This window comes from Streptomyces sp. NPDC004051 (assembly GCF_053604275.1).
Genome location: NZ_JBSGHG010000016.1, coordinates 36,631 through 60,551, shown reverse-complemented (window position 1 = coordinate 60,551; position 23,921 = coordinate 36,631). Strand labels below are relative to the sequence as shown.

Sequence of the window (23,921 nt, the reverse complement as noted above, 5' to 3'; positions counted from 1 at the left end):
GGGGCGTGGGTCTGTAATGGGCGCCGGACAGACAGCCACGGGCGGAGGACGGAGACCGATGCACGAGATGTCCATCGCGCTGGCCGTCGTCGACCAGGTGGAACGGGCGGCCCGGCCCGCCGGGGCCACGGGCGTCGCGTGCGTGGCCCTCGAGGTGGGCGAACTGGCCGGCGTCGTACCGGACGCGCTCGCCTTCTGCTTCGAACTGGCCTGCGCCGGCACCGTCCTGGAAGGCGCGGAACTGACCACCCGGACCGTCCCCGGTACGGCACGCTGCACCGGGTGCGACGACGCGTGGGAGGTCGGCATGCCTCCTTGCCTGCTGTGCCCCGGCTGCGGACAGGCCGCGGCCGAACTGCTCTCCGGCCGCGAACTGCGCATCAGCGAGGTGCGGTGGGCCGCCCGGGAACGACAGCCCGCCCCCGAACGGCAGTCCGCGCCGGCCATGCCGAGACCGGCCGACGCAACGTGAACCCGTCTTCGAGGTAACCCGTCTTCGAGGTGAGCCGAACCATGTGCAAAGTCGTCGATCTCCAACAGGCGGTCCTCGCCAAGAACACGACCGTCGCCCGGCTGCTCCGCGCCGAGCTGGCCGCCCGCGGCACCACGGTCGTCAACCTGCTCTCCAGCCCCGGCAGCGGCAAGACCGCCCTGCTGGAACGCGAACTGCTGCTGGCCGGGGAACGCCAGGTCACCGTCGCCGCGCTCACCGCGGACCTGGCGACCGAGAACGACGCCGAACGCCTCGCCCGCTCCGGCGCCCCCGTCAAGCAGGTCCTCACCGACGGGCTGTGCCACCTGGAGGCGGACATGCTCGCCGGGCACCTCCACGACTGGCTCCCCGAGCACACCCGGCTGCTGTTCGTGGAGAACGTGGGCAACCTGGTCTGCCCGGCCTCGTACGACCTCGGCGAATCGCTGCGGGTCGTGCTCGCCTCCGTGACCGAGGGGGAGGACAAGCCGCTCAAGTACCCGACGGCCTTCGGCCTCGCGCAGCTCGTGATCGTCACCAAGACCGACCTGGCCGCCCCCGCCGAATTCGACGAGGCGGCCTTCCGCGCCAACGTCCAGCAGGTCAACCCCGGTGTGGAGGTGGTCCTCACCTCCGTGCGCACCGGAGCGGGCGTGGGCACGCTGCTCGACCGGGCGCTCGCGGCGGCACAGGGCACCGCGCCCCACGCCCCGGTGATGGCCCGGGTGCAGGGGTGACCGCTCCCCAGCCCGTGGCCGACCGCGCGGCGGCCCCGCGGCGCAGCCGGGTCGTCGTGCGGGGCGTGGTGCAGGGCGTCGGCTTCCGGCCGTACCTGTACGCCCTGGCCACCGAACTCGGGCTCTCCGGCCAGGTGACCAACACCGCGGACGGCGTCGTCGTCGAGATCGAGGGCGACCCCTCGTCCGTGGACCGGTTCTGCGCGCGCATCGCCCCCGACGCCCCGCCGCTGGCGCTCGTCGAATCGGTCGACGCCACCGAGGTGCCCGCCACCGGCACCGGCGGGTTCGCCATCGTCCCCTCCCGCGCCGGCGGCCCCGCCCGCACGCTCGTCTCACCCGACACCGCGACCTGCGACGACTGCCTCGCCGAACTCGCCGACCCGGCGGACCGGCGCCACCGGCACCCGTTCATCACCTGCACGCACTGCGGGCCGCGGTTCACCATCGTCACCGGCCTCCCCTACGACCGCGAGCACACCACCATGGCCGGCTTCCCGCTGTGCGCCGACTGCGCCCGGGAATACGCCGACCCGGCCGACCGCCGCTTCCACGCGCAGCCCGTGGCCTGCCCCGCCTGCGGGCCGCGGCTACGGCTGACCACGGCCCCGGGGAAGGACGGCGGCCCCGAACCGGCCGACCCGATCCGCGCCGCGCGCGACCTGCTCGCGGCCGGAGCGATCCTCGCGGTGAAGGGCCTGGGCGGCTACCACCTGGCCTGCGACGCGACCGACCCCCGGGCCGTGGCCGAACTGCGCCGTCGCAAGGCCCGCGGGGACAAACCGTTCGCCCTGATGGCCCGGGACGTCGCCGACGTCGCCCACCTGGTCCACGCCGGACCGGCGGAGCGCGACCTGCTCACCGCCAAGGAGCGGCCCATCGTCCTGATGCGGCGCCGCCGCACCGGCGCCCAGGACCCCGGCCGCCCGTGGCCCGCCCGGGAGGTCGCCCCCGGCAGCCCCGACCTCGGCGTCATGCTCCCGTACACACCCGTGCACCACCTGCTGCTCGAAGCCGGCGACGACCACGGCTCCCCGCAGGCGCGACTGCTGGTCATGACCAGCGGGAACCTCGCCGGCGAACCCATCGTCACCGACGACGCGGAGGCACTGGAGAGACTGTCCGGCCTGGCGGACGCCTGGCTGCTGCACGACCGGCCGATCCACGTGCCGTGCGACGACTCGGTGATGCGGATCTGCGACGGCGAGCCGCTGACCCTGCGCCGCTCCCGCGGCCACGCCCCGCTGCCGATCACCCTGCCCCTCCCCGTGACCCCGGCGCTCGCCGTCGGGGGCGACCTCAAGAACGCCTTCTGCCTCGGCGAGGACCGCAGGGCCTGGCTGTCGGCGCACATCGGGGACATGGACGACCTCGCCACCCAGCAGGCCTTCGCCCGTGCCGAACGGCAACTGGAGGAGATCACCGGGGTCCGGCCCGCACGTCTGGTCGCCGACCGCCACCCCGCCTACCGCTCCGGCCGCTGGGCCGAACGGCACGCCGCCGGGCGGCCCGTCCTGCGCGTCCAGCACCACCACGCCCACGTCGCGTCCGCCATGGCCGAGCACGGCCTCGACGGCGGTCACCCCGTCCTCGGGGTCGCCTTCGACGGCACCGGTCACGGGGACGACCGGGCCGTGTGGGGCGGCGAGTTCCTGGCGGCGGACTACACCGGCTTCTCCCGCTTCGCGCATCTCGCCTACGTGCCGCTGCCCGGCGGGGACGCCGCCGTCCGGCGCCCGTACCGGATGGCCCTGGCCCATCTGCGCGCCGCGGGCATCCCGTGGGACGGGGACCTGCCGTGCGAGGCCGCCTGTCCGCCCGACGAACTCCGCCTTCTCGAACAGCAGTTGACGCGCGGGCTGAACTGCCCGCCCACCTCGAGCATGGGCCGCCTCTTCGACGCCGTCTCCTCCCTCGCCGGAGTGTGCCACCACGCGGGGTACGAGGCGCAGGCCGCCGTCGAACTCGAGGCCGCCGCGGTGACGGCCGACGCCTGCGCGGCCGACGCCTCCACGGCCGACGCCTCCACGGACGACGCCCGCTACACCTTCCGGCTCACCGGCGGGGACGGCACCCCCCTCACCGCGGATCCCGCGCCCCTGCTCGCCGCGGTCGTCGACGACGTGCGGAGCGGCGTCGGACGCTCCCTCGTCGCGGCACGCTTCCACCACGCCGTGGCCGGGCTCGTGCACGAGGTGTGCCGCCGGGCCCGCGGCGAACTCGGCCTGGAGACGGTGGCCCTGACCGGCGGGGTGTTCGCCAACGTGCTGCTCTCGTCGGCGTGCGCGACGCGACTGCGCGCCGACGGCTTCACCGTGCTGCGCCACCGGCGCATCCCACCGGGCGACGGAGGGCTCGCCGTGGGCCAGCTCATGGTGGCCGCCCGTACCGGAGCCGCCGCCACCGGGTGACGGAGCCGGACCCGAACCCGCGACAGTGAGGAGAGAACGCATGTGTCTTGCGGTACCCGGCAGAGTGCTGGACGTCGAGGACCGGGACGGAACCCGGATGGCCACGGTCGACTTCGGAGGAGTCGTCAAGGACGTGTGCCTGGAGTACCTGCCGGACCTGAAGGTCGGTGAGTACGCCATCGTCCACGTCGGGTTCGCGCTCCAGCGGCTCGACGAGGAATCGGCCCGCAGAACCCTGGAGCTGTTCGAGAACCTCGGCATGCTCCAGGAGGAGTTCGGCGACCCCTGGGAACAGGCAGCGGCCCAGGGCGCCGCGCAGCAGCCCCCGCACCACACCACCGCCCCGGAGGCACAGCAGTGAAGTACATCGAGGAGTTCCAGGACCCCGCCCTCGCCGAACGGCTGCTGGACGACATCCGGGCCACCGTCACCCGCCCGTGGGCGCTGATGGAGGTCTGCGGCGGCCAGACCCACACCATCATCCGGCACGGCATCGACCAGCTCCTCCCCGAGGAGGTCGAGCTGATCCACGGCCCCGGCTGCCCCGTCTGCGTCACCCCGCTGGAGGTGATCGACAAGGCACTGGAGATCGCCTCCCGACCCGATGTCGTCTTCTGCTCCTTCGGCGACATGCTCCGCGTGCCCGGCACCGGACGCGACCTGTTCCAGGTGCGCGGCACCGGAGGTGACGTCAGGGTCGTCTACTCCCCGCTCGACGCGCTGCGCATCGCCCAGCAGAACCCGGACCGGCAGGTCGTCTTCTTCGGCATCGGCTTCGAGACGACCGCTCCGCCCAACGCGATGACGGTGTACCAGGCGCGCAAGCTCGGCATCCGCAACTTCAGCCTGCTGGTCTCGCACGTACGGGTGCCGCCGGCGATCGAGGCGATCATGCAGTCGCCGGACTGCCGGGTGCAGGCGTTCCTCGCCGCCGGCCACGTGTGCAGCGTCATGGGGATGGACGAGTACCCGGGACTCGCCGAGCGCTTCCGCGTGCCCATCGTCGTCACCGGCTTCGAACCGCTCGACATCCTGGAAGGCGTCCGTCGCACCGTCCGCCAGCTGGAACGCGGCGAGCACACCGTCGACAACGCCTACCCGCGCGCCGTGCGCCCGGAGGGCAACCCGGCGGCCCGGGCCATGCTCGACGACGTCTTCGAGGTCACCGACCGCGCCTGGCGCGGCATCGGCGTCATCCCCGACAGCGGCTGGCGGCTCTCCCCGCGCTACCGCGACTACGACGCCGAGCACCGCTTCGCCGTCGACGGCATCACCACCCGCGAACCGGCGGCCTGCCGCAGCGGCGAGGTGCTGCAGGGGCTGATCAAACCGCACGAGTGCGAGGCGTTCGGAACCACCTGCACCCCGCGCTCCCCGCTCGGTGCCACCATGGTCTCCAGCGAGGGCGCCTGCGCCGCGTACTACCTCTACCGGCGGCTCGAGCTGGACACCCCGGCGAGGCCGGCCGCGTCCCTGGAGGGCAGCCCCGTTGTCTGACACCACCGGCACCGTCCCCGACGCCGTCCGGCAGGTCGAGCAGACCCGCCCGGACATGCTCAACTGGACCTGCCCCGCACCGCTGCGCGACCAGCCGCGGATCGTCATGGGCCACGGCGGCGGCGGAGCGCTCTCCGCCGAACTCGTCGAGCAGCTCTTCACACCCGCCTTCGGCGGCCTGGCACCGGCGGCGCTGACCGATTCCGCCGCCCTGGAACTCGGCGGGGCCAGGCTGGCCTTCTCCACCGACTCCTTCGTGGTGCGCCCGCTGTTCTTCCCCGGCGGCAGCATCGGGGACCTCGCGGTCAACGGCACCGTCAACGACCTCGCCATGAGCGGGGCCCGCCCGGCCTACCTGTCCTGCGGCTTCATCCTGGAGGAGGGCACCGGCACGGACGTCGTCGGACGGGTCGCCGCGGCGATGGGCGCCGCCGCCCGGGCCGCGGGGGTGGAGGTCGTCACCGGCGACACCAAGGTCGTCGAGGCCGGCCACGGTGACGGCGTCTACATCAACACCTCCGGCATCGGGCTGATCCCCTCGGGCGTGGACCTGCGGCCGGAGCGGGTGGTCCCGGGGGACGTCGTCCTCGTCAGCGGGGCGATCGGCGTCCACGGGGTGGCGATCATGAGCGTGCGCGAGGGGCTGGAGTTCGGGGTGGAGATCCTGAGCGACTGCGCCCCGCTCGGCGGCCTCGTCGAGGCGATGCTCGCCGTCACGCCCGACCTGCACGCCCTGCGGGACCCCACCCGCGGCGGACTGGCCGCCTCCCTCAACGAGATCGCCGCCGCCTCCCGCACCGGGATCGTGGTGCGGGAACGCGCCGTTCCCGTCCCCGACGCGGTGACCAACGCGTGCGCGGTCCTGGGGCTGGACCCGATGTACGTGGCCAACGAGGGGAAGCTCGTGGCGTTCGTGCCGCCCGCCCACGCGGACGCGGTCCTGGCCGCCATGCGCGCCCATCCGCTGGGCGCCGAGGCCGCGGTGATCGGCGAGGTGACCGACGCGCACCCCGGCATGGTCGTCGCCCGCACCGCGCTGGGCGGCACCAGGGTGGTGGACCTGCCCCTCGGCGAGCAGCTGCCGCGGATCTGCTGAGCACCGCCGGCCGCGGCCCCGGGACCGCGGGGCCGCGGGGCGGTCGTGCCCTCAGTCCCGGCCGCGTGCGTGCTTGAACCGCGCCAGGCCGTCCGCGAGGTCGATCAGCGGCCCGGGGTAGTCCAGGCGTGCGCGCTCCCGCTCGGGCAGCCGCCACGGTTCGTGGACGCGCCCGCCCGCCACGTCCCGCAGTTCCGGCACCCAGCGGTGCACGTACGCCCCCCGCGGGTCGAGGCGTCTGCCCTGCGCGACCGGGTTGAGCACGCGGTGGGGGCGGGTGTCGGTGCCGGTTCCGGCGGCCCACTGCCAGTTGAGCTGGTTGTTGACGATGTCGCCGTCCACGAGCAGGTCGAGGAAGTGCCGGGCGCCGATCCGCCAGTCCACATACAGGGTCTTGGCCAGGAAATGGGCTGCCAGCAGGCGCGCCCGGTTGTGCATCCAGCCCTCGTGGCGCAGTTGGCGCATCGCCGCGTCGACGACCGGGTACCCGGTACGGCCCTCCCGCCACGCGGCGATGTCCTCGGCCGCCTCCTCCTCGGTGCGCCACCGGTCGTGCCGGGTGCGGTAGTCCAGGGTGGAGGCCGCCGGTCGCACCGCCAGCACCTGGTGGTGGAAGTCGCGCCAGCACAACTGGCGCACGAACGCGTCCGCCCCGGACCCGCCGTGCGCGCGGGCCCGCCGGACGAGCTCCACCGGCGAGAGGGCCCCGAAGTGCAGGTACGGCGACAACCGCGAGGTCGCGTCGCCCGCCAGGTCGTCGTGGTGGTCCTCGTACCCGGACAGGTTCTCGCGGACCCACCGGGAGAACCGCTCGCGCCCCCGGCCCTCCCCGCCGGACGGCAGCCCGGGGGAGAGGCCGGACAGCCCGTCGCGGGAGGGCAGCGGCTCACCGCGCACCGCATCCGGGACGCGCACGGCGCGCGGCGCCGGACAGGTGTCCCGCAGCTGCTCCTGCGACCAGCGGCGGAAGTAGGGCGTGAACACGGCGTAGTGGTCGGATCCGGCCGGAGTCACCGCTCCCGCCGCCACGGCGGTGAGCACGCCGTCGTGCACGCGCAGCGCCACACCGTGGTCGCCGAGTTCCTCGCGCAGCCGCTCCTCCCGGCGCTGGGCGTATCCGGTGACCCCCGCGGCCATGTGCACCTCGGAGGCCCGGCACTCCACGGCGAGCGCGCGGACCTCCCGCGCCACCGGCCCCGTACGCACCACCAGCCGGCCGCCGCGCCGGCGCAGTGAGGCGTCCAGGTCGGCCAGGCAGTCGGCGAGGAAGGCGCTGCGGTTGGGTGCGTCGAAGCCGGCCGCGTGGACCCCCGGGTCGCGCACGAACAGCGGCACCACCTCGTCCGCCGCCGCGAGGGCGGCGCGCAGCGGGGGGTGGTCGTGCAGACGCAGGTCCGAGGTGAACAGGACGACCGCGACGGTCATGGCGTCACTCCTGGTGTCGTGAGGCGGTGCTGTGGGTGCCGTTCCCGGATGCTGCGCCCCGCGGCGGAGTGCCGGACGCGGTCGGCGAGACCGGCGAGGGCCCAGCCCCGCGCGTGCGCATGCCCTTGACCGCTGCCTGGGTGATGTTACGGGCCATTCCGCCGAAAACGGCGGCGTGGAAGGGGGCCACGGACCACCAGTAGGCGTGGCCCGGCAGACCACGTGGGTGGAACAGTGCGCGCTGCCGGTAGCGGGTGCGGCCCTCGACGTCCGTCTCGGCGTACATCTCCAGCCACGCCAGGCCCGGCAGCCGCATCTCCGCCCGCAGCCGCAGCAGCCGTCCGGGCTCGATCTCCTCCACCCGCCAGAAGTCCAGGGAGTCCCCGGCCCGCAGGTGCTCGGCGTCACGCCGTCCGCGCCGCAGCCCGACCCCGCCGACGAACCGGTCCAGCCAGCCCCTGACCGCCCAGGCGAGCGGGAAGGAGTACCAGCCGTTGTCGCCGCCGATGCCCTCGATCACCTTCCACAGCGCCTCGCGCGACGCGTCGACCGGCAGCTGCCGTTCGTCCTGGTAGAGGCTGCCGCCGGCCCAGTCCGGGTCGGTGGGCAGCGGATCGCTCGGGGCCCCCGGCACGGCCGCCGACGACCAGCGGGTGGCCACCTGCGCCTCCCGCACCCGCCGCAGGGCCAGCGCCAGCGCCTCGTCGAACGGCAGCGGCCGGCCCGGGGCGTCGGGCACGTACCGGGCGATGTCGTGCTCCCGGCAGACCACCTCGTGCCGCAGCGACTCCGTCAGCGGCCGGGCGATGGCGGCGGGCACCGGGGTGACCAGGCCGATCCACAGACTGGACAGCCTCGGGGTGAGGACCGGCACCGGCACGATGAGCCGCCGCCGCAGCCCGCCGACGGTGGCGTACCGGCGCATCATGTCCTGGTACGTGAGGACGTCCGGTCCGCCGATGTCGAACGCCCGGTCGACGTCGGCCGGCATGGTGGCCGAGCCGACGAGGTAGCGCAGGACGTCCCGTACCCCGATGGGCTGAGTCCTGGTGTTCACCCAACGGGGGGTCACCATGACCGGCAGCCGCTCGGTCAGATAGCGCAGCATCTCGAAGGAGGCCGACCCGGAGCCGATGACGACCGCCGCCTGCAGCACGGTGGCGGGCACCGGGGCGTCGAGGAAGATGCGCCCGACCTCGGCCCGGGACCGCAGGTGCGGGGAGAGCGACCCCTCGGGCACGTCCGGCGGGGTGAGCCCGCCCAGGTAGACGATCCGGCGCACGCCGGCGGCGTGCGCCTGCTCGGCGAAGACACGGGCCGCACGACGGTCGGTCTCCTCGAAGCCGGAACCGCCCGCGAGGGCGTGCACCAGGTAGTACGCGACGTCGATCCCGTGCATGGCCGCGGCGACCGAGTCCGCGTCCGTGACGTCGCCCCGCACCGTCTCGACCTCCCCCGCCCAGGGATGGTCGCGGAGCTTGTCCGGGGAACGGGCCAGGCAACGGACGCGATGGCCGGCCTTCAGCAGTTCGGGTACCAGACGCCCGCCGATGTACCCGGAGGCCCCGGTGACCAGACAGTGCAACCGTTCTGTTTCCTGCCGTCCTTGCCGTCCTTGCCGTCCGTCCGTGTCCATCATGGTTCCTCCCTGTGCTCGTCGTGGTCCTCCCCTTGTGGCCGATCATGGCCGCAACGGCGCGCCCGCGCCCGTCGCGGCGGGGGCACCCCGTGTTCGGCGAGCGGGCCGACCACCAGGCCCGCAGCGCGGCAGCCGTCCACGATGCCGGGCAGGGCGCCGAGCGCGGCCCGCCAGCAGGCGGGGGCCGCCATCCTGTCCGTGTCGTGCAGGAGGACGGTGCCGCCGCCGCGCAGACCGGCCGCGACGGCCGAGCGCACCGACGCCGGGGTGGCCCCAGCCGTCCAGTCCCTGCCCCAGGCGGTCCACAGCACCGGCCGCAGGCCCGCCGTACGGGCGGCGGCCCAGCGTCCGGAGGTGAGGATGCCGTAGGGCGGGCGGTACCAGCGGGGGCACCGGCCCGTCAGATCCCGGATCGCGCCGACCGCCCGCAGCAGGGCACGCACGTCGTCCGCCGGGGCCGGCCGCCAGGGACGGTCGTGGTTCCAGCCGTGCACGGCCAGTTCGTGCCCGCGGCGGACGGTCTCACGCACCACGGAGGGGTGCCGTACGACGCCGTCGCCCAGGACGAAGAAGGTCGCCCGGACCCCGATCTCCTCCAGCGCGTCGAGGAAGCACGGGGTGGACTCGGGATCGGGCCCGTCGTCGAAGGTCAGCGCGATGTGGCCGGAGTGCCCGGCACCGGCGAGACGGGGGAGACGACGACGCACCACGGGCAGCCAGGTGGCCGCCGGGGCGATGTGCGCCGCGGCGACGGCGGCGGGCGGAGCCAGCACGGCCGCCGCACGCCGGGCGGGAGAGCGGCCGGGGGAACGACCGGGGGAACGACCGGGAAACATGGACATCGGCTGGGCCTCCTCGCCGTGTGTTTCGGGGGCTCGGGACTCCTACGGCACCGGCCGGACCGGGTCGGCACCCGGGCGCCGCGCCGCGGTGTCCCAGCTGCCGGAGACCAGCGGGGCGCGGGCCAGCCCGGCGGCGCCCACCCCCATGAGCAGCACGCCGACCACCGCGGGCACCACCCGCACACCGAGCGTGATCTGCTCCCCGAACAGCGCCCACCCCAGCACCACGCTCGTCAGCGCGTCACCAAGGGTCAGGGCGGGCTGGGACGCCGCCAGCGTCCCGGCCCGGAACGCGCTCTGGAGCAGCAGAAAGGCGACGGCTCCGGCGACGGCGGTGGCGTACGGGGGCCACGACGCCAGCAGGGCGCCCAGCCCGTCCGGGAACCTGCCGGTCATCTCCTTGAGCAGTGCCGCGGTCAGGGCGAACGAGATCGCGGACGCCAGCCCCAGCAGCGCCGCGCGCGGTGCGCCCCGCACCGCACGGGCCGTCACCACCAGCGCCGTCACGGCACCCAGCGCCGCCCCCGCGGCCATCGTCCACAGCCCCGCGGAGGCCGTGGACCGGCCGACGATCGGATCGGCCGAGGTCAGGAACATCGCCAGCCCGAGGGCCAGGGCGGCGAACGCCAGCCAGATACCGCGGTCCGGACGACGGTGGAAGACCATGCTGCCGACGACCAGGGTGAACAGCAGCTCGGTGGCCATGAGCGGCTGGACCAGTGCGAGGCTGCCCATGCCCAGAGCCGCCGCCTGCAGAACGGTGGACAGCGCGAGCAGCCCGGCGCCCGCCACCCAGTGGGGCCGCAGCAGCACACGCCCGAGCCAGCGGGCGGCCTGGCGCAGCCCCGAGCCGCCCTCCGGTTCCTCCGCCGCGGCCCGCCGCTGCAGCACCGAGGACGAGGCGTTGGACAGCGCCGCCAGCAGGGCCAGGATGACGACCAGCACGCCGTGCCGCCGTTCAGCCGAACGCGGTGGCGAGCCGCCGGTACAGGGCCGGCGCCGCGCCGCGCACCCGGACGGGCAGCCGCAGCCAGCCGGGGACGTAGACCTCGTCCCGCCTCCGGGAGACCGCGCTCCACACGGCGTCGGCGACCCGCTCGGGCGGCACCGGCCTGGGCCACGACCGCCGGTAGAGGGCGCCGCGCCGCTCGAAGAACGGGGTGTCCACCACCCCCGGCACCACCAAGCTGACCGCGACGCCGCTGCCGCGCAGTTCGTACCGCAGGGCCTCGGCGAAGACGGCCAGCGCCGCCTTGGCCGCCGAGTACACGGCCTCCCCCCGCACGCCCACCATCCCCGCGACGGACCCGATCAGCACCACACGCCCGGAGCCCGCCTCCACCATGTGCGGCACCAGCTCACGGACCAGGCGCAACGTGGCCAGGAGGTCCACCTCGACGACCTCCTCGAGGGCGGACGGGGGCATGGCGCGGAAGTCCCCGGCCCACCCGATACCGGCGCCGGCCACCAGAAGATCCACTCGACCGGTGTGCTCCAGGGCGAACCGGGTCAGCTGCCGTTCGGCGCCGGGCCGGGCCAGATCCGCCGGGAAGACCGAGGCCGGGGCCCGTTCCGCGACCCGGTGGAGGCGTGCCGCGTCCCGCCCGTTGAGGACGAGACGCCACCCCTTCGCGGAGAGCGTCCGGGCCACGGCGGCGCCGATGCCCGAGGAGGCGCCGGTCACCAGCGCCGCACCCGGACGCCCGGCTCCGCCGGCCGGGACCCCCGACACCGCGTCGGCCGGGGCGACGGACGTCCGGGAGAACAACACGTCGGCTGTGCCGGCACGAGAAGCGTGAGACATGGGCTGCACCTTGGCTGCGAGGGAAAACGCCCGAGAAACCGCCGCCTGCGACCGCTCCCGGCGTTCGGCGGGGACACCCCGAGAAGTATCCCGGGCCCGGCCGCCGAAACGCGGGGAAGCATGTTTCACCGGCCCGGCGCAAGGAGACCCGGCACCCCGTGCACTCACCGTCCTCACCGTCCTCGGTGGCCCGGGTGTCCCGCCGGTGCGTGTCGGCGGACGGCGGGCAGCGACTGCTGATCGTCAGCGCGGGCATGGGAGCCGGCCACGACACGGTGGCCGGCGAACTCGCCCGCCGTGCCCGGGAGCAGGGCCATGACGCGCAGGTCGTGGACCTGCTGCGGTTGCTCCCGCACGGCCTGGGTGCCGCGGTGCGCCTCTTCTACCGGTCGTCGGTACGGCACTTCCCCTGGGCGTACGAGGGCCTGTACCGCGCGCTGTTCCGCCCCGGGCCGAGCCGCCGCCCCAGTGGCGTCCCCCTCGCCCGGCTGGCGGGCGGCCGTCTGACGGACCTCGTGGAGCGGACGGGCGCCGACGTGGTGGTCCCGGTCTTCCACCTGGCCGCACAGCTGACCGGTCACCTCAGGGCCCAGGGGCGCCTGCGGCCCCCGAGCGCCGTCTTCGTGACCGATTTCGCCGTCCACCGGCAGTGGCTGCACCCCGGCAACGACCTGTACCTCTGCCTCACCGACGAGGCCGCGCGGGAGGTGGGCCGGAGCACCGGGGTGCCCGCCGAGACGGTGGGACCGGTGGTGGCGCCCGGCTTCCTCGCGTCGGCCGCCGGGGCCGGGACATGGCGACTGTGCTTCGAGCGGTACGCCCCCGGACGCCCGCCCGTCGTGCTGTCCGCCGGAGCCTGGGGCGCGGCTTCGGCGCTGGACGGGACGGCCCGGCTGCTCACCGCCGCCGGTTTCCTCCCGGTCGTGCTGTGCGGCCGGAACGAACGCCTGCGGGCCCGCCTGGCCGGGGTTCCGGGCACTCTCGTACCGGACTGGGTCACCGACATGCCCGGCCTGCTGCGTGCGGTCCGCGTCCTGGTCGACAACGCCGCCGGCCAGACCGCCGTACAGGCCCTCGCCTCCGGGGTGCCCGTGGTGGGCTACCGCCCGCTGCCCGGGCACGGGAGGGAGGGGGTGCGGCGGATGGCGGCGCTCGGCGTCTCGGAGCTCGCTCCCGACGCCGGCGCCTTGCTGCACGCCCTGCGGCGGTTGTCGGCGGACGGCGCCCACCGGGATCGCCGGACCGCCCGCGGGCGGGAGCTCTTCCGGGGGGACGTACTGGAACGGGTGACCGCACTCGCCGGCACGTCCCCCGTGTGATCCGCCGGAACGGCCGGGAGGAGGCGCCGCCGCGCCGCCCGGGGACGCCCCGTACGACGTACCGTGCGCGTCAGTCGTCACCGGCCGGTTCCGTCCCGGCCGCCACCGGCAGGTCGTCGGTGAACCGGTGCCCGTGGTGGTCGAGGAGCCAGCGGCCGAACAGGGCGCCGCCGAAGATCACGAATCCCACGCCGATGAGCCACGACTCGACGATGAGGACCACACCGACCGTGCCGTAGCTGATCGCGTTGTCGACGATCAGCGGTGTGAAGACGAAGTAGGAGAAGCCCCGCAGACCGATCAGGCCCGTCATGGTGGCGATCGCCCCCGGCAGCAGGTGCCACCAGCGGACCTGGCCGCCCAGCAGGAAGCGCTGCCCCCACCAGAAGAACAGGACGCCGGTCACCAGCGAGAGGACGATCCGCTCAGGCCCGTGCAAGGAGTGGCGGGTCAGCACCTCCTGGTAGAGGAACGCGGTCAGGACGCACAGCCAGGTGGCCTGCCGCCAGATCCGGTGCCACGGCCCGGGAGGCAGGGTCCAGATCCGCTCGTAGCCGTTCTGGATGCTCCCGCCCAGCGGGACACCGAACACGGCGAGTGCCAGCCCGCCCCACACGCTGGTGGTGCCGATCACCTCGCGCGGCGGGCTGATGATCTCCGCGAGCAGGTGTGCGGACCGGCCGGACAGACCCATGCCGTCCGCGAGCCAGGCCGCGAAGCCGCCCCGCGCGAGCGGATCGGCGGCGGCGACCACGATGAGCAGGGGCGCCAGCGTGACCAGCGCCAGCGTGGCGAACCCGAGGGCCCGGTGCATCAGCTCCAGATCACGGCCGCGCCGCATCAGGAGGTGGGCGCCCAGCCACTCCCATCCGTGCCGGAGTGTGCCCAGGTGACGCCTCACGGTGCGCTCCTTCGTCGGCTCGCGTACACGCGCCTGTGTCACCTGACGGCGGGCGGGGCAAACCTGGATGCGGCCGTCAGGGTGGACGGGACCGCGGGCGAGCGGCGACGCCGCGGCACCGTCCGCCCCGGGGGGCCGGAGCGGACGGTGCGCGGGCGTCCTGGGCCACCGGGCCGGTGAGGCCCGGTGAGGTCCCGGCGTCCGAGGCCTACCAGTGGTTGCGGTGCACGACCTCTTCGACCGGCCGGCGGCTCACCGGACCGAACCTGCCGCGCGGCCACCCCACCGGGACGGCCGCGAAGGTGTTCATGTCGTCGGGAATGCCCAGGGCCGCCTTCCACTCGTCCTCCAGCATCAGGTGCCAGATGGTGATGTTGGCGGCCAGGCCCAGGCCCCGCGCGGCGAGCAGCAGGTTCTGCACGCCCGGGTAGACGCAGGAGCCCTCCGCGAGGGCGGCGAAACGCTCCTGGATCCGCCCCATCCGGGCCGTCCCCTCGGCGCCGAGCTCCTCGGCGTAGCGCCGCATGCCCTCCTCCTCGATCCTCGGCTCCGGGAACCGGTAGCAGGGGATGATCAGTGCCGGGGTCTCGGCGAAGTGGTCGCGCTGGTACTCGATGGCGGCGACCATGCGTCCGTACGCGGCCTCGTCCATGCCGGCGGGGGCGTACTTGCCGGTCGTGGCCAGGTAGGCGTCCACGCACCGCTTCCACAGCGGGGCGAGGTCGGCCATGACCGCGGGGTCGGTGACGACGACGTACTCGTAGCGCTGCATGTTGCCGCCGCTGGGGCCCCACACGGCCGCCTGTATCAGCCGGTCCAGGAGCTCGTCGGGCACCGGGTCGGGCCGCAGGCGCCGCATGGCCCGCATGGTGGACATGGTCGCGAAGAGGGCGGGTTCGGCGGTGTCACCGGACGGTGCCCCGGCGAGGGTGGTTTCAGAGGTCATGATCGTGAGTGTAGGGACGGCACGCCCCGCCCGGACCACCCGGTCACGTCTGCCTCGTCGTACCGGGAGGATTCATCTGCCCGGAATCCACCGTCTCTTGAGGCTTCGTCACCGATCCGGCCGGGAAACGGCCGGAGGCGATCTCGGGCGCCGGGAGCTGCCCACGTTTGCCCGGTGCGCGGGTGGGGACTCGGCACCCATGACTACAACGCCACGCCACCGCCGGACGGGGCAGAACCGGGTTCTGCGGCTCCTGGAGCGTCTGGAACGGGCGCCCTGGGCGGATCCGGCGATCGGCACCCTTCGCTCGGCGGTCCGCTCCCTGCCGTTGGGGCGCGGGCGGGACGTGCTGCACGGCAGGTGGCTGGGGCACCCGCTCCATCCGCTGATGGTGCAGGTGCCGGTCGGGAGCTGGCTGTCCGCGGCGGTACTGGACACCCTGCCCGGCCGCTCCCGCGAGGCGGGACTGCTCGTCGGTGTCGGCCTGGCCACGGCCGCGCCCGCCGCGCTGGCGGGCACCGTCGACTGGGCGGAACTGCACCGCGAGCAGGCACGGGTGGGGCTGGTGCACGCCATGGCGAACTGGGCGGCCGTGGGCCTGTACGCGACCTCGCTCACCTGCCGCCTCCAGGGGCGTACGGGCGCCGGCCGGGCCTACGGCTTCCTGGGGCTGACGGCGGTGGGGCTCGGCGGCATGCTGGGCGGCCACCTGGCCTACCGCCAGGCGTCCGGGGCCAACCACGCGGAAGAGGTTCCGCACGTCGTCCGGGCGGGCTGGCACCGGATCGGCGCCGTGGCCGAGTTCCCGGCCGGGCAGCCCGTGCGGCGCGTCGTGGACGACGTGCCGGTCCTGGTGGTCCGGGAATCCGGCGAGGTGATCCACGCACTGGCCGAGCGGTGCAGCCACCTCGCCGGTCCGCTGTCCGAGGGCACGGTCGCCGACGGATGTGTCCGGTGCCCGTGGCACGGCAGCGTCTTCCGCCTCTCGGACGGCTGGAACGTCCATGGTCCGGCCACCGCACCGCAGCCCGCCTTCGACACCCGGATCGTCGAGGGACACGTCGAGGTGCGTCTGCGCCGGGCCGGCCGGGAGACGAACGGCGAGTGGAGCGGGAGCGGAGCGGGCCTGGCCAGCGGGTACGCCGGCTGACAGCCGCTCCGCCCGACGGTGCGCCCGGACACCACGCCGTCCGTGCCGGGCGCCTCACCCCGGAGCGAGGGCCACCGTCGTCGTGACCCGGGTGAGGGCGGGGGCCGACGGCGTCGAACCGAACCCGAAGCGCACGGGCGGTTCGACCGGTGCCATCGCCCCGAGGTCGGTGCTCCCGAAGGCGGCCGACACCGTACGGATCGGCAGCAGGTCCCGGGCGCCGTACCACTCGCGGCGCCCTCCACCGGCGCTGCCCCGGGTCCGCACACCGGGGAACAACAGGCGGGCGGGCCGGTCCGTCAGCGCGCTCCACGCCGGACGGCGGGCGAGCACACCGGGAACGGCCCGCAGGACGAGGCCCAAAAGCCTTCTCCGGCCGGTGGTGAAGCGCAGGTCGAGCGGCCCCGCGGCAACGGTCCAGGTGCCGTCCGCGACCCGCACGTCGACCGGAACCACACGCACCGTGTCGAAGACGTAGGTGCCGCTGATGAAGTCGGCCGTCTCCCGTGTGGGGGCCAGCAGCAGCCGCTCCCCGTCGGCCCGTTCCAGCATCACGTCGCTGAACGCCCCGAACGGTGAACGCCGCCAGTGCCCGAGCACGATCCGGGTGCCCGAGGAGGTGCCCGTACCGGCGATCCAGCCGTCGAAGCGCAGCCGCGGGCGCCGTGCGGCCCCGCCGGGCATCCGGTTCATCCGCTCCTCCTCATCCGCTCCTCCTCGGGCGGGCTACCCGGCGTCGGCTCCGGAACGGCGAGCGGCGCGGCGCCGGAGGCGCAACGGCAGCACGTACCAGCAGAGACCGAACCACAGCATGACCCCGCCGGCGAGTACCTCGGCGAGGACGCCGGGAACCACGACGCGGAGGATCAGCAGGAGCGTGCAGCCGATGGTCAGCGCGAGCAGGACCATGCCGCACATCATCAAACGGCCGGCGGCCTCCACCACCTCGTCCTTCATGCGCTGACCGGACAGGAAGCGGTGGATGGAGACGGGGGCTATGAGCGATCCCGTGGCCGCCGCGCCGAGCACCACGGTGATGACGTAGACGACGCGGTCGAACGTCTCCAACTCCCGGAACAGCGGGGTGAAGGCCACACTGAGCAGGAATCCGAAGAGGATCTGCACGCCCGTCTGGGTGACCCGGGTCTCCTGCAGGATCTCGTTCCAGCGGCGGTTGACCCGTTCACGTGCGGTTTCCGGCGCCTCGGCAGCGGACTTCGGACCACGGCCGCCGTGGTGCGCACAGCAGGCGGTGTTCTCTTCCGCCGGCTCGACCGGCTGCTCCGTCATCGTCATGGCATCCTCCCCGGCCCAGGCAGACCGGTTGCCCCGTCCGAGCCCTTCCATGCGACGGTCTCCGGCGCCGCGGGCCCGGCCGCTTCCCCGAGCGGCACACGGGCGGTCTATGGTGGCCCGCATGAGCCGTTGGAGGGAATTGACCGGGGAGACCTCCGGAGAGGACTACGCCGCACGGTTCGCGGCCCTGGCCCGCAGCGGGAAGGACGTGCACGGTGAGGCGCGGTTCTGCGCGGCGCTCGTGCCCGCCGGAGCGCGGGTGCTGGACGCCGGGTGCGGTACCGGACGGGTCATGATCCGGCTCGCGGAGCTCGGGTACGACTGCGTCGGGGTGGACCTCGACGCGTCGATGCTGGCAGTGGCGCAGCAGCAGGCGCCGGGACTGCCCTGGTTCCAGGCCGATCTGGCCGGGTTCGAGCCGGACCTGCTCGGCATCGCTGCGGACTTCGACCTCGTGGTCGCCGCGGGCAACATCTTCCCGCTGCTCGCCGCCGGCACCGAGGCCACGGTGGTCCAGCGCCTGGCCGCGGCCCTGCGTCCGGGCGGTCTGCTGGTCGCCGGCTTCGGCCTGGACGAGGCCCACCTGCCCGTGCCGCCCGGCATCACGCTGCCCGAGTACGACGACCACTGCGCCGCGGCCGGCCTCACCCTCGTCGACCGCTTCGCCACCTGGGACGCCGCCCCCTACGAGAGCGGCGGCTATGCCGTGAGCGTCCACCGCCGCTGAGGACGGGGGAGTGCGGTCCGCGGCCCGCGCACCCCGGCGCCGTCGGTCGCGCACCACTCCGCATACCACGCACTGCCGAGCCGCGCAACGGCCGCCAACGCGCCCTTCGAAGCCACGGTGACCGCTCTGGCCGGATGTCGCCTCGGCGATCCGCTGCACAGCGGCCACACTTGTTCCTCCACGACACCTGCGCACCGTTCGACGGTGGCCCGCGCCGGGGGAGCCCACAGGATGCCGCCAAAGACCACGCCCGAGGCCGACGGGACGACCACGCCGCCCACCCCCGACCGGCGGCCCCCCGCGGACCGCGTCACCCTGCGGGCCGACCTGCGGGCCGCGCTGGTCGACGCGAGTGCGGCGGTCGTGCTCACGGCGGCCGTGTTCGTGTTCTTCTGGGTGCGCATGGAGTCGGGCGAGTCGGCGACGGTCGCGGTCATGCCGTTCATGGACGACCCGCGTACGTACTGGATGTACCTGCTCAGCCAGGCGTTCGGCTGGTCGGGACTGCTGTGGGCGTGGGGCACGGTCATGCTCGGGCTGCTGCTGTCGGGGCCGCGCCCGGCCCGGCTGCCCATCTCCCGGCAGGTTCTGGAGCGCTGGCACCGCACCACCAGTCTGACCACGATGGCGCTGATGTTCGCGCACGCGCTGATGTTCTCGGCCGAACTCGTGCGCTACGAAGCCCAGGTGGGGTGGGCCAGACGGCTGTGGGTCGGCTTCGCGGACGCCTTCGTGCCCGGCTGGTACGACTCCGGGACCGGCCGGGTCGCCATCCCGCTCGGCCAGGGCGCCCTGTACCTGGCGATCCCCCTGGGGCTGCTGTTCTACGTCCGGCACCGCATCGGCGCGAACGCCTGGCGTCGGCTGCACCGCTTCGTGATCGTCGTGTACGTGCTGAGCGTGTGGCACACCCTGCTGTACGGCACCAACGTCTGGTACGGGGAGTGGCCGCGCACGGTGCTGTGGCTGCTGCAACTGCCGGTCGCCGCCCTGCTGTTGCTCCGACTGCTGAAACCGGCCCGACGGGCCGAGCGGCTGGGCTCGCCGGGCCGGCGCGGGGGCGGCTCCCTGCCGGGCTGGGTCCTGCGGGCCGCGGGCCGGGCCGCCGCCGCGGCCGTCGTGATCGGTCTCCTCGCGGTGGTGGCGTCCGGCCACGACGGCGGACGGGACCGCCCGACCGATCCACCGGCGAGCAGCCCGCACGCCCCCGCAACGGAATGACCGCCCGGCCCTGCCCCAGGACTTCGTGCTTCCGAGTCCCACCGCATCGGAACGCCGGCGTGGGCGCGGCGGGGATAGTCTCCGGCCATGCCGAGCTTCGAGATCACACCGATAGGTACGGTCCGGAACGACCGGACGGACGTCCAGCACACGGACAACTGGGGTACCGTCCGCAGCACGATCACCGTCGACGAGCGTTTCGGCGAGGCGTGTCTCCAGGGCCTGGAGGGCTTCTCCCACGTGGAAGTCCTCTTCGTCCTCGACCGGTTCCCGGAACTCGACGACCACCGCGAGCCCCGCCCCTACCGCGGACGCTCCGACCTCCCGCCCGTCGGCGTCTTCGCCGGCCGCGGCCCCCGCAGACCGAACCGCATCGGTTCGACGTGCTGCGCCGTCGAGTCCGTCCACGGCCGTGAACTGACGGTGGTGGGCCTCGACGCGGTCTCGGGCACCCCGGTCATCGACCTGAAGCCGGCCATGGCGGAGTTCCGCCCGGTGAACATCGAGCAGCCGGAATGGGTCAGCCGCCTGATGGCGGAGTACTTCCAGCCGTGAGCAGGGCTTGGGTCGCCCCCGGAATTCCCCGGAGCAAGGAGACTGCCGCGGCAGCCGGTCTCCAGCTGCTTCCCGGCCCCGCGTCCTCCGTCCCCGTCCACGAACCACGCCGGGCTGCCCGGACCGAGCCCGGCGATCGGCTCCGGATCGGCACGACCGGTCAAGCTGCCGTACGAGGCGACGCGGGACGGCATCTCCCTGGCCACCACGATCACCCCGGAGGGGCTGGGGCACGTCCCCGGGGAACGCGCCGGTCCCCTGGTCGGCATCCTGGACGCGTACACGGTCTCCGGCGGCTTCCGCATGAACGTCAACGTCCTGGACCGGATGACCCTGGAGGACGCCATGGAGCACCCGGAGAAGTACCCGGAGCTGACGGTCCGGGTCTCCGGGGACGCCGTCGACTTCGTCCGCCTGACCCGGGAACAGCAGCTCGACGTGATCAGCCGCACCTTCCACGGAACGCTGTGAACGGCACCGCGCACGGCACTGCGAACGGCGCGGTCACCGGCCGGATCCACTCCTGGGACCTGTCCATCGGTGTGGACGGTCCCGGGACCCGGTTCGTCCTCTTCGTCAGCGGCTGTCCCCTGCGCTGCCTGTACTGTGCCGACCCGGACACCTGGCACATGCGGGACGGGAAACCGGCCACCGTCGACGAGGTGATGGCCGGGATCGAGAAGTACCGGGCCTTCATCACCACCGCCGCCGGGAGAGTGACCCTCACCGGCGGCGAGGGCACCAAGCACTGGCCGCACGTGTTCACCGAGCTGAAGAACCGCGGCTGCGAGGACGTCCTCATGCTCGTCTGCGACGGGCTCAAGGCCTGCCCGAGGCGGTCGAGACCGGCTGGCCCCGCACCATCGTCCAGACCTGCGTGGTCCACCTCCTGCGCAACAGCTTCCGCTACGCGGCCCGCCAGGACCGGGACAAGATCGCCAAGGCCCTCAAGCCCGTCCACACCGCCCCCAGTGAGGACGCGGCCATGGAGCGGTTCCTGGAGTTCCAGGAGACGTGGGGCAAGAAGTACCCGGCGATCGTGAAGCTGTGGTCGGACGCCTGGGCCGAGTTCGTGCCCTTCCTCTCCTTCGACGTCGAGATCCGCAAGGTGATCTGCTCGACGAACGCGATCGAGTCCGTGAACGCGCGGATGCGCAAGGCCGTCCGGGCCCGCGGGCATTTCCCCGACGAGGCCGCCGCCCTCAAGTACGTCTACATGGCGCTGATGAGCCCGGACCCGACGGGGAAGGGCCGCAAGCGGTGGACCATGCGCTGGAAGGCACCCCTGAACGCCTTCCAGATCGCCTTCGAGGGCCGCCTGACCCCGAGCAACAACTGACCACTCAACAACCAAGATCAGGCGTTGAATCGACACACCCCGGCCCGGCCGAACGCACCGCCAGTACACCTCGACTCGCCTGCCGCAGCAGCAGCTTGGCAGCACCTCTGTGGCATGGGGAGCCGGCCTCCCCGCAGCCGGGAACGAGGGCGTGATCGACGCCGATCCGGACTGCCGCAGCGGGATGTGGCGCGCCGCGGAGGCGCGACTCGGAGGTGAAGGGAGTCAGCTGTCCGGGAGGGCCAGCCTGCGCAGCACCGTCAGGAACTCCTCGCGTTGGGCGGGTGACAGGTGGCCCAGCAGGCGGTCGTGGGCGTCGCCGACGTCGACCCGGACCACGTCGAAGAGCTTCCGGCCGCGTGTTGTCGCGACGACGAGCTTGGCGCGGCGGTCGCCGACCGCGGCCTCTCGCTCGACGAGCCCGAGGTCCTCCAAGGTGTCGACGAGCGTCACGATCTGGCTCGGGTTGAGCATGAGGAAGTCGGACAGCTCCTTCTGGGTCCGCGGCCGCGTGCAGGCGGTCGTCAGGACCGCGTACTGGCGCACCTTGAGACCGTGCTGTGCGAGGACCCGGGTGTCGTTCGCGGCGCCGAGGGCGCCGGCGCGGATGAGGAGGAAGACGAGGTTGGAGTCGAGCGCCGACTCGGATTCTGATCCGCTGTCTGACGCGCGATCGGAAGGCATCGGTGGCGCTCCCGTGGAGCTGCGCACGGCGGTTCTTGGCACGGTGGCCTCCTCGCAGAGTGTTCGGGACGCGGACACAGTAATCACACCATGAGCAAACCGTTGATTTTTTGAACGATACCTGTTGTCATGCTTCTCGCCCGGTCGGACACCATCCCAGCGTGTTGAGGAGGACCGAAGATGGGAAGCGCCGCCGCTGCCGCCGCTGCCGCCGCTGCCGCCGATCCGGTGACCCCGCCGTCGCCCACGCCCTTCGACCTCGCGGCCAGCCGCATCGACAACCTCGGTATCGGCTCGTGGCCGGCTCGGCGAGCTCGGGTCCGCCCGGATGCCGTCGCGTGGGAGTTCGAGGGTGCGGAGCGCACCTACCTCGAGGTCCACGCGCGGACCAACCGCCTTGCCAACGCCCTTCGCGCCGCAGGCATCGAGCCGGAGGACCGGGTCGCCTACATCGGGTTCAACCATCCGGCCCTCCTCGAGGTGTTCTTCGCGTGCGGCATGGTCGGCGCGGCAGCGGTTCTCGTCAACCCACGCCTGTCCGGGCCGGAGGTGGCCTACATCCTCGCGGACAGCGGCGCGCGGCTGTGCGTCTATGGCGAGGCGCAGGTAGCCAACGTCGGGGGCCATCTGATCCGTGCTGCCGGCGCCGTCGAGAGCTGGATCCACGTCGACGAGCCTGCCACCGGGGCGGATGGACCCGCCTACGAGGACTTCCTCGCCACCGGGTCCCCCTTATGGGAATCCGCAGCGGTGCCGCTCGAGGCCACAGCGCTTATCATGTACACGTCAGGGACGACCGGCCGCCCGAAGGGCGCGATGCTCTCGCACCGGGCGCTCTTCTACCAGAACGTCAACGCGCTCATCGGCCAGGACCTCCGGCAGGACGAGCACCACCTCGTCTGCGCCCCGCTCTTCCACATCGCCGGGCTCAACATGATGACGCTGCCGACCTTCACGCTCGGCGGGCGGCTCCTCATCCAGCGTGGCTTCGATGCCCCGACGGTGCTGCGCACGCTCGAGGAGCGGCAGGTCACCTCGGCGTTCTTCGTCCCGGCCATGCTCGACGCCATCAGTCAGCAGCCCCGCTTCGCCGAGGCGGACCTGTCCTCGTTACGGGCCCTCATGGTCGGTGGGTCGCCCCTGCCGGACCGGACGATCGCGACGTGGACGGCCAAGGGGATCCCGCTGATGCAGGGCTTCGGCATGACCGAGACGGCCCCCGGGACGAGGATGCTCGAGCCGCGCGACAACGTGCACAAGTCCGGCTCGGTCGGCCGGCCCCACTTCTTCACCGACAGCGTCGTCGTCGGGTTCGACGGACCGGCGCCTCCCGGCAAGGCCGGCGAGATCCTCATCGCCGGGCCGAACGTCATGACCGGCTACTGGAACCTTCCCGAGGCGACCGCGGAGGCCCTCGCCGGCGGTTGGTACCACAGCGGCGACGTCGGGATCAGCGACGAGGAGGGCTACCTCTTCGTCAAGGACCGGGTCAAGGACATGTACATCTCGGGCGGGGAGAACGTCTATCCCGCAGAGGTGGAGAACAGCCTGCTCCAGCTCGAGGGCGTCCGTGACTGTGCCGTCATCGGCGTGCCGGACAGCCGTTGGGGCGAATCCGGGGTGGCCTACGTCGAGCCCGCGGCCGGCGTCGAGCTCGACGGGGCGGAGTTGCGCGAGCAGTTGCGCGAGCGCCTCGCCGGCTACAAGCTCCCCCGCGAGGTCGTGATCGTCGCGGCGATCCCCCGCAATGTGACCGGCAAGATCCAGAAGTTCCGCCTGCGGGAGCAGTTCGCCGCCGACAACCGACAGGGGCCAGGGCCGGCCCGTCCCTGAACGCTGCCCGAAGCCGTGCGGCAGCGA

General features: G+C 73.5%; 22 protein-coding genes and 2 pseudogenes. 14 read left to right on the top strand and 10 right to left on the bottom strand.

Annotated elements, in window-relative coordinates; genetic code table 11:
* The first annotated feature begins 58 nt into the window (after window positions 1-58).
* From ACWEQO_RS18605 to hypE, 6 genes are read left to right on the top strand one after another with little or no spacing between them, the layout of a single operon-like run.
* Window positions 59-472, top strand: coding sequence for a hydrogenase maturation nickel metallochaperone HypA/HybF (locus ACWEQO_RS18605; protein WP_452984306.1), 414 nt, complete (start codon window positions 59-61; stop codon window positions 470-472).
* Window positions 473-513: 41 nt separating this feature from the next.
* Window positions 514-1,209, top strand: coding sequence for a hydrogenase nickel incorporation protein HypB (gene hypB, locus ACWEQO_RS18600; protein ID WP_361454232.1), 696 nt, complete (start codon window positions 514-516; stop codon window positions 1,207-1,209).
* Window positions 1,206-3,620 carry a carbamoyltransferase HypF gene (gene hypF, locus ACWEQO_RS18595; protein ID WP_452984303.1) on the top strand — a complete coding sequence of 805 codons (2,415 nt, stop codon included), beginning with the start codon at window positions 1,206-1,208 and terminating at the stop codon, window positions 3,618-3,620. Before hypB ends, hypF begins: the two co-directional genes overlap by 4 nt.
* Window positions 3,621-3,660: 40 nt before the next feature.
* Window positions 3,661-3,981 (top strand): HypC/HybG/HupF family hydrogenase formation chaperone, encoded by a 321-nt coding sequence (locus tag ACWEQO_RS18590; protein WP_361454226.1) that lies wholly within the window; start codon window positions 3,661-3,663, stop codon window positions 3,979-3,981.
* Window positions 3,978-5,117, top strand: coding sequence for a hydrogenase formation protein HypD (hypD, locus tag ACWEQO_RS18585; RefSeq protein ID WP_361454223.1), 1,140 nt, complete (start codon window positions 3,978-3,980; stop codon window positions 5,115-5,117). Before ACWEQO_RS18590 ends, hypD begins: the two co-directional genes overlap by 4 nt.
* Window positions 5,110-6,213 (top strand): hydrogenase expression/formation protein HypE, encoded by a 1,104-nt coding sequence (hypE, locus tag ACWEQO_RS18580; RefSeq protein ID WP_452984301.1) that lies wholly within the window; start codon window positions 5,110-5,112, stop codon window positions 6,211-6,213. Before hypD ends, hypE begins: the two co-directional genes overlap by 8 nt.
* 51 nt (window positions 6,214-6,264) lie before the next feature.
* Here the strand turns inward: hypE and ACWEQO_RS18575 are convergent, their stop codons facing one another.
* The 5 genes from ACWEQO_RS18575 to ACWEQO_RS18555 are packed head-to-tail and all read right to left on the bottom strand — an operon-like array spanning window position 6,265 to window position 11,923.
* The gene (locus tag ACWEQO_RS18575; protein ID WP_452984299.1) at window positions 6,265-7,638 is read right to left on the bottom strand and encodes a cryptochrome/photolyase family protein; all 1,374 of its coding nucleotides are present in this window, start codon (window positions 7,636-7,638) and stop codon (window positions 6,265-6,267) included.
* A gap of 4 nt (window positions 7,639-7,642) precedes the next feature.
* Complete coding sequence (locus ACWEQO_RS18570) at window positions 7,643-9,274, bottom strand: SDR family oxidoreductase (RefSeq protein WP_452984406.1); 1,632 nt, start codon at window positions 9,272-9,274, stop codon at window positions 7,643-7,645.
* Window positions 9,274-10,119: a polysaccharide deacetylase family protein gene (locus tag ACWEQO_RS18565; protein ID WP_452984297.1), complete on the bottom strand. Its 846-nt coding sequence runs from the start codon at window positions 10,117-10,119 to the stop codon at window positions 9,274-9,276. Before ACWEQO_RS18565 ends, ACWEQO_RS18570 begins: the two co-directional genes overlap by 1 nt.
* A gap of 42 nt (window positions 10,120-10,161) precedes the next feature.
* The gene (locus ACWEQO_RS18560; protein ID WP_452984295.1) at window positions 10,162-11,064 is read right to left on the bottom strand and encodes a DMT family transporter; all 903 of its coding nucleotides are present in this window, start codon (window positions 11,062-11,064) and stop codon (window positions 10,162-10,164) included.
* A gap of 13 nt (window positions 11,065-11,077) precedes the next feature.
* A complete protein-coding gene (locus ACWEQO_RS18555; RefSeq protein WP_361454214.1) occupies window positions 11,078-11,923 on the bottom strand; it encodes an SDR family NAD(P)-dependent oxidoreductase in 846 nt (281 codons plus the stop codon).
* Window positions 11,924-12,177: 254 nt separating this feature from the next.
* Here ACWEQO_RS18555 and ACWEQO_RS18550 point away from each other — a divergent pair, with 254 nt between their 5' ends.
* On the top strand, window positions 12,178-13,242 hold the full coding sequence (locus tag ACWEQO_RS18550; RefSeq protein WP_452984404.1) for an MGDG synthase family glycosyltransferase: 1,065 nt from the start codon (window positions 12,178-12,180) through the stop codon (window positions 13,240-13,242).
* A gap of 70 nt (window positions 13,243-13,312) precedes the next feature.
* On the opposite strand, the gene ACWEQO_RS18545 is transcribed toward ACWEQO_RS18550, so the two are convergent.
* Together ACWEQO_RS18545 and ACWEQO_RS18540 are read right to left on the bottom strand one after the other, a co-directional pair.
* Window positions 13,313-14,083, bottom strand: a complete 771-nt coding sequence (locus tag ACWEQO_RS18545) for a ribonuclease BN (protein ID WP_361454447.1) — start codon at window positions 14,081-14,083, stop codon at window positions 13,313-13,315.
* 268 nt (window positions 14,084-14,351) lie between these two features.
* Window positions 14,352-15,089 carry a nitroreductase family protein gene (locus ACWEQO_RS18540; protein ID WP_452984292.1) on the bottom strand — a complete coding sequence of 246 codons (738 nt, stop codon included), beginning with the start codon at window positions 15,087-15,089 and terminating at the stop codon, window positions 14,352-14,354.
* A gap of 199 nt (window positions 15,090-15,288) precedes the next feature.
* Here ACWEQO_RS18540 and ACWEQO_RS18535 point away from each other — a divergent pair, with 199 nt between their 5' ends.
* A complete protein-coding gene (locus tag ACWEQO_RS18535) occupies window positions 15,289-16,239 on the top strand; it encodes a Rieske 2Fe-2S domain-containing protein (RefSeq protein WP_452984290.1) in 951 nt (316 codons plus the stop codon).
* Between the two features lie 54 nt (window positions 16,240-16,293).
* On the opposite strand, the gene ACWEQO_RS18530 is transcribed toward ACWEQO_RS18535, so the two are convergent.
* Both ACWEQO_RS18530 and ACWEQO_RS18525 read right to left on the bottom strand, forming a co-directional pair.
* Window positions 16,294-16,932 (bottom strand): hypothetical protein, encoded by a 639-nt coding sequence (locus ACWEQO_RS18530; protein ID WP_361454205.1) that lies wholly within the window; start codon window positions 16,930-16,932, stop codon window positions 16,294-16,296.
* Window positions 16,933-16,965: 33 nt separating this feature from the next.
* Window positions 16,966-17,535: a DUF6328 family protein gene (locus tag ACWEQO_RS18525; protein WP_361454202.1), complete on the bottom strand. Its 570-nt coding sequence runs from the start codon at window positions 17,533-17,535 to the stop codon at window positions 16,966-16,968.
* Window positions 17,536-17,656: 121 nt separating this feature from the next.
* On the opposite strand from ACWEQO_RS18525, the gene ACWEQO_RS18520 reads away from it, so the two are divergent.
* From ACWEQO_RS18520 to ACWEQO_RS18500, 5 genes and pseudogenes are all read left to right on the top strand, one after another.
* A complete protein-coding gene (locus ACWEQO_RS18520) occupies window positions 17,657-18,262 on the top strand; it encodes a class I SAM-dependent methyltransferase (protein ID WP_361454199.1) in 606 nt (201 codons plus the stop codon).
* A 231-nt stretch (window positions 18,263-18,493) separates the two neighbouring features.
* Complete coding sequence (locus ACWEQO_RS18515) at window positions 18,494-19,483, top strand: ferric reductase-like transmembrane domain-containing protein (RefSeq protein ID WP_452984287.1); 990 nt, start codon at window positions 18,494-18,496, stop codon at window positions 19,481-19,483.
* 87 nt (window positions 19,484-19,570) lie between these two features.
* A complete protein-coding gene (locus ACWEQO_RS18510; RefSeq protein WP_452984285.1) occupies window positions 19,571-20,038 on the top strand; it encodes an SAM-dependent methyltransferase in 468 nt (155 codons plus the stop codon).
* 159 nt (window positions 20,039-20,197) lie between these two features.
* Window positions 20,198-20,509, top strand: a pseudogene (locus tag ACWEQO_RS18505) (glycine radical domain-containing protein); the annotation flags it as partial.
* 113 nt (window positions 20,510-20,622) lie between these two features.
* Window positions 20,623-21,377 (top strand): annotated as a pseudogene (locus tag ACWEQO_RS18500) (IS256 family transposase); the annotation flags it as partial.
* Window positions 21,378-21,602: 225 nt separating this feature from the next.
* On the opposite strand, the gene ACWEQO_RS18495 reads toward ACWEQO_RS18500, so the two are convergent.
* Complete coding sequence (locus tag ACWEQO_RS18495; RefSeq protein ID WP_452984283.1) at window positions 21,603-22,061, bottom strand: MarR family winged helix-turn-helix transcriptional regulator; 459 nt, start codon at window positions 22,059-22,061, stop codon at window positions 21,603-21,605.
* Between the two features lie 180 nt (window positions 22,062-22,241).
* Between ACWEQO_RS18495 and ACWEQO_RS18490 the strand changes: the two genes are divergently transcribed.
* Window positions 22,242-23,894, top strand: a complete 1,653-nt coding sequence (locus tag ACWEQO_RS18490) for an acyl-CoA synthetase (protein ID WP_452984281.1) — start codon at window positions 22,242-22,244, stop codon at window positions 23,892-23,894.
* Window positions 23,895-23,921: the final 27 nt, after the last annotated feature.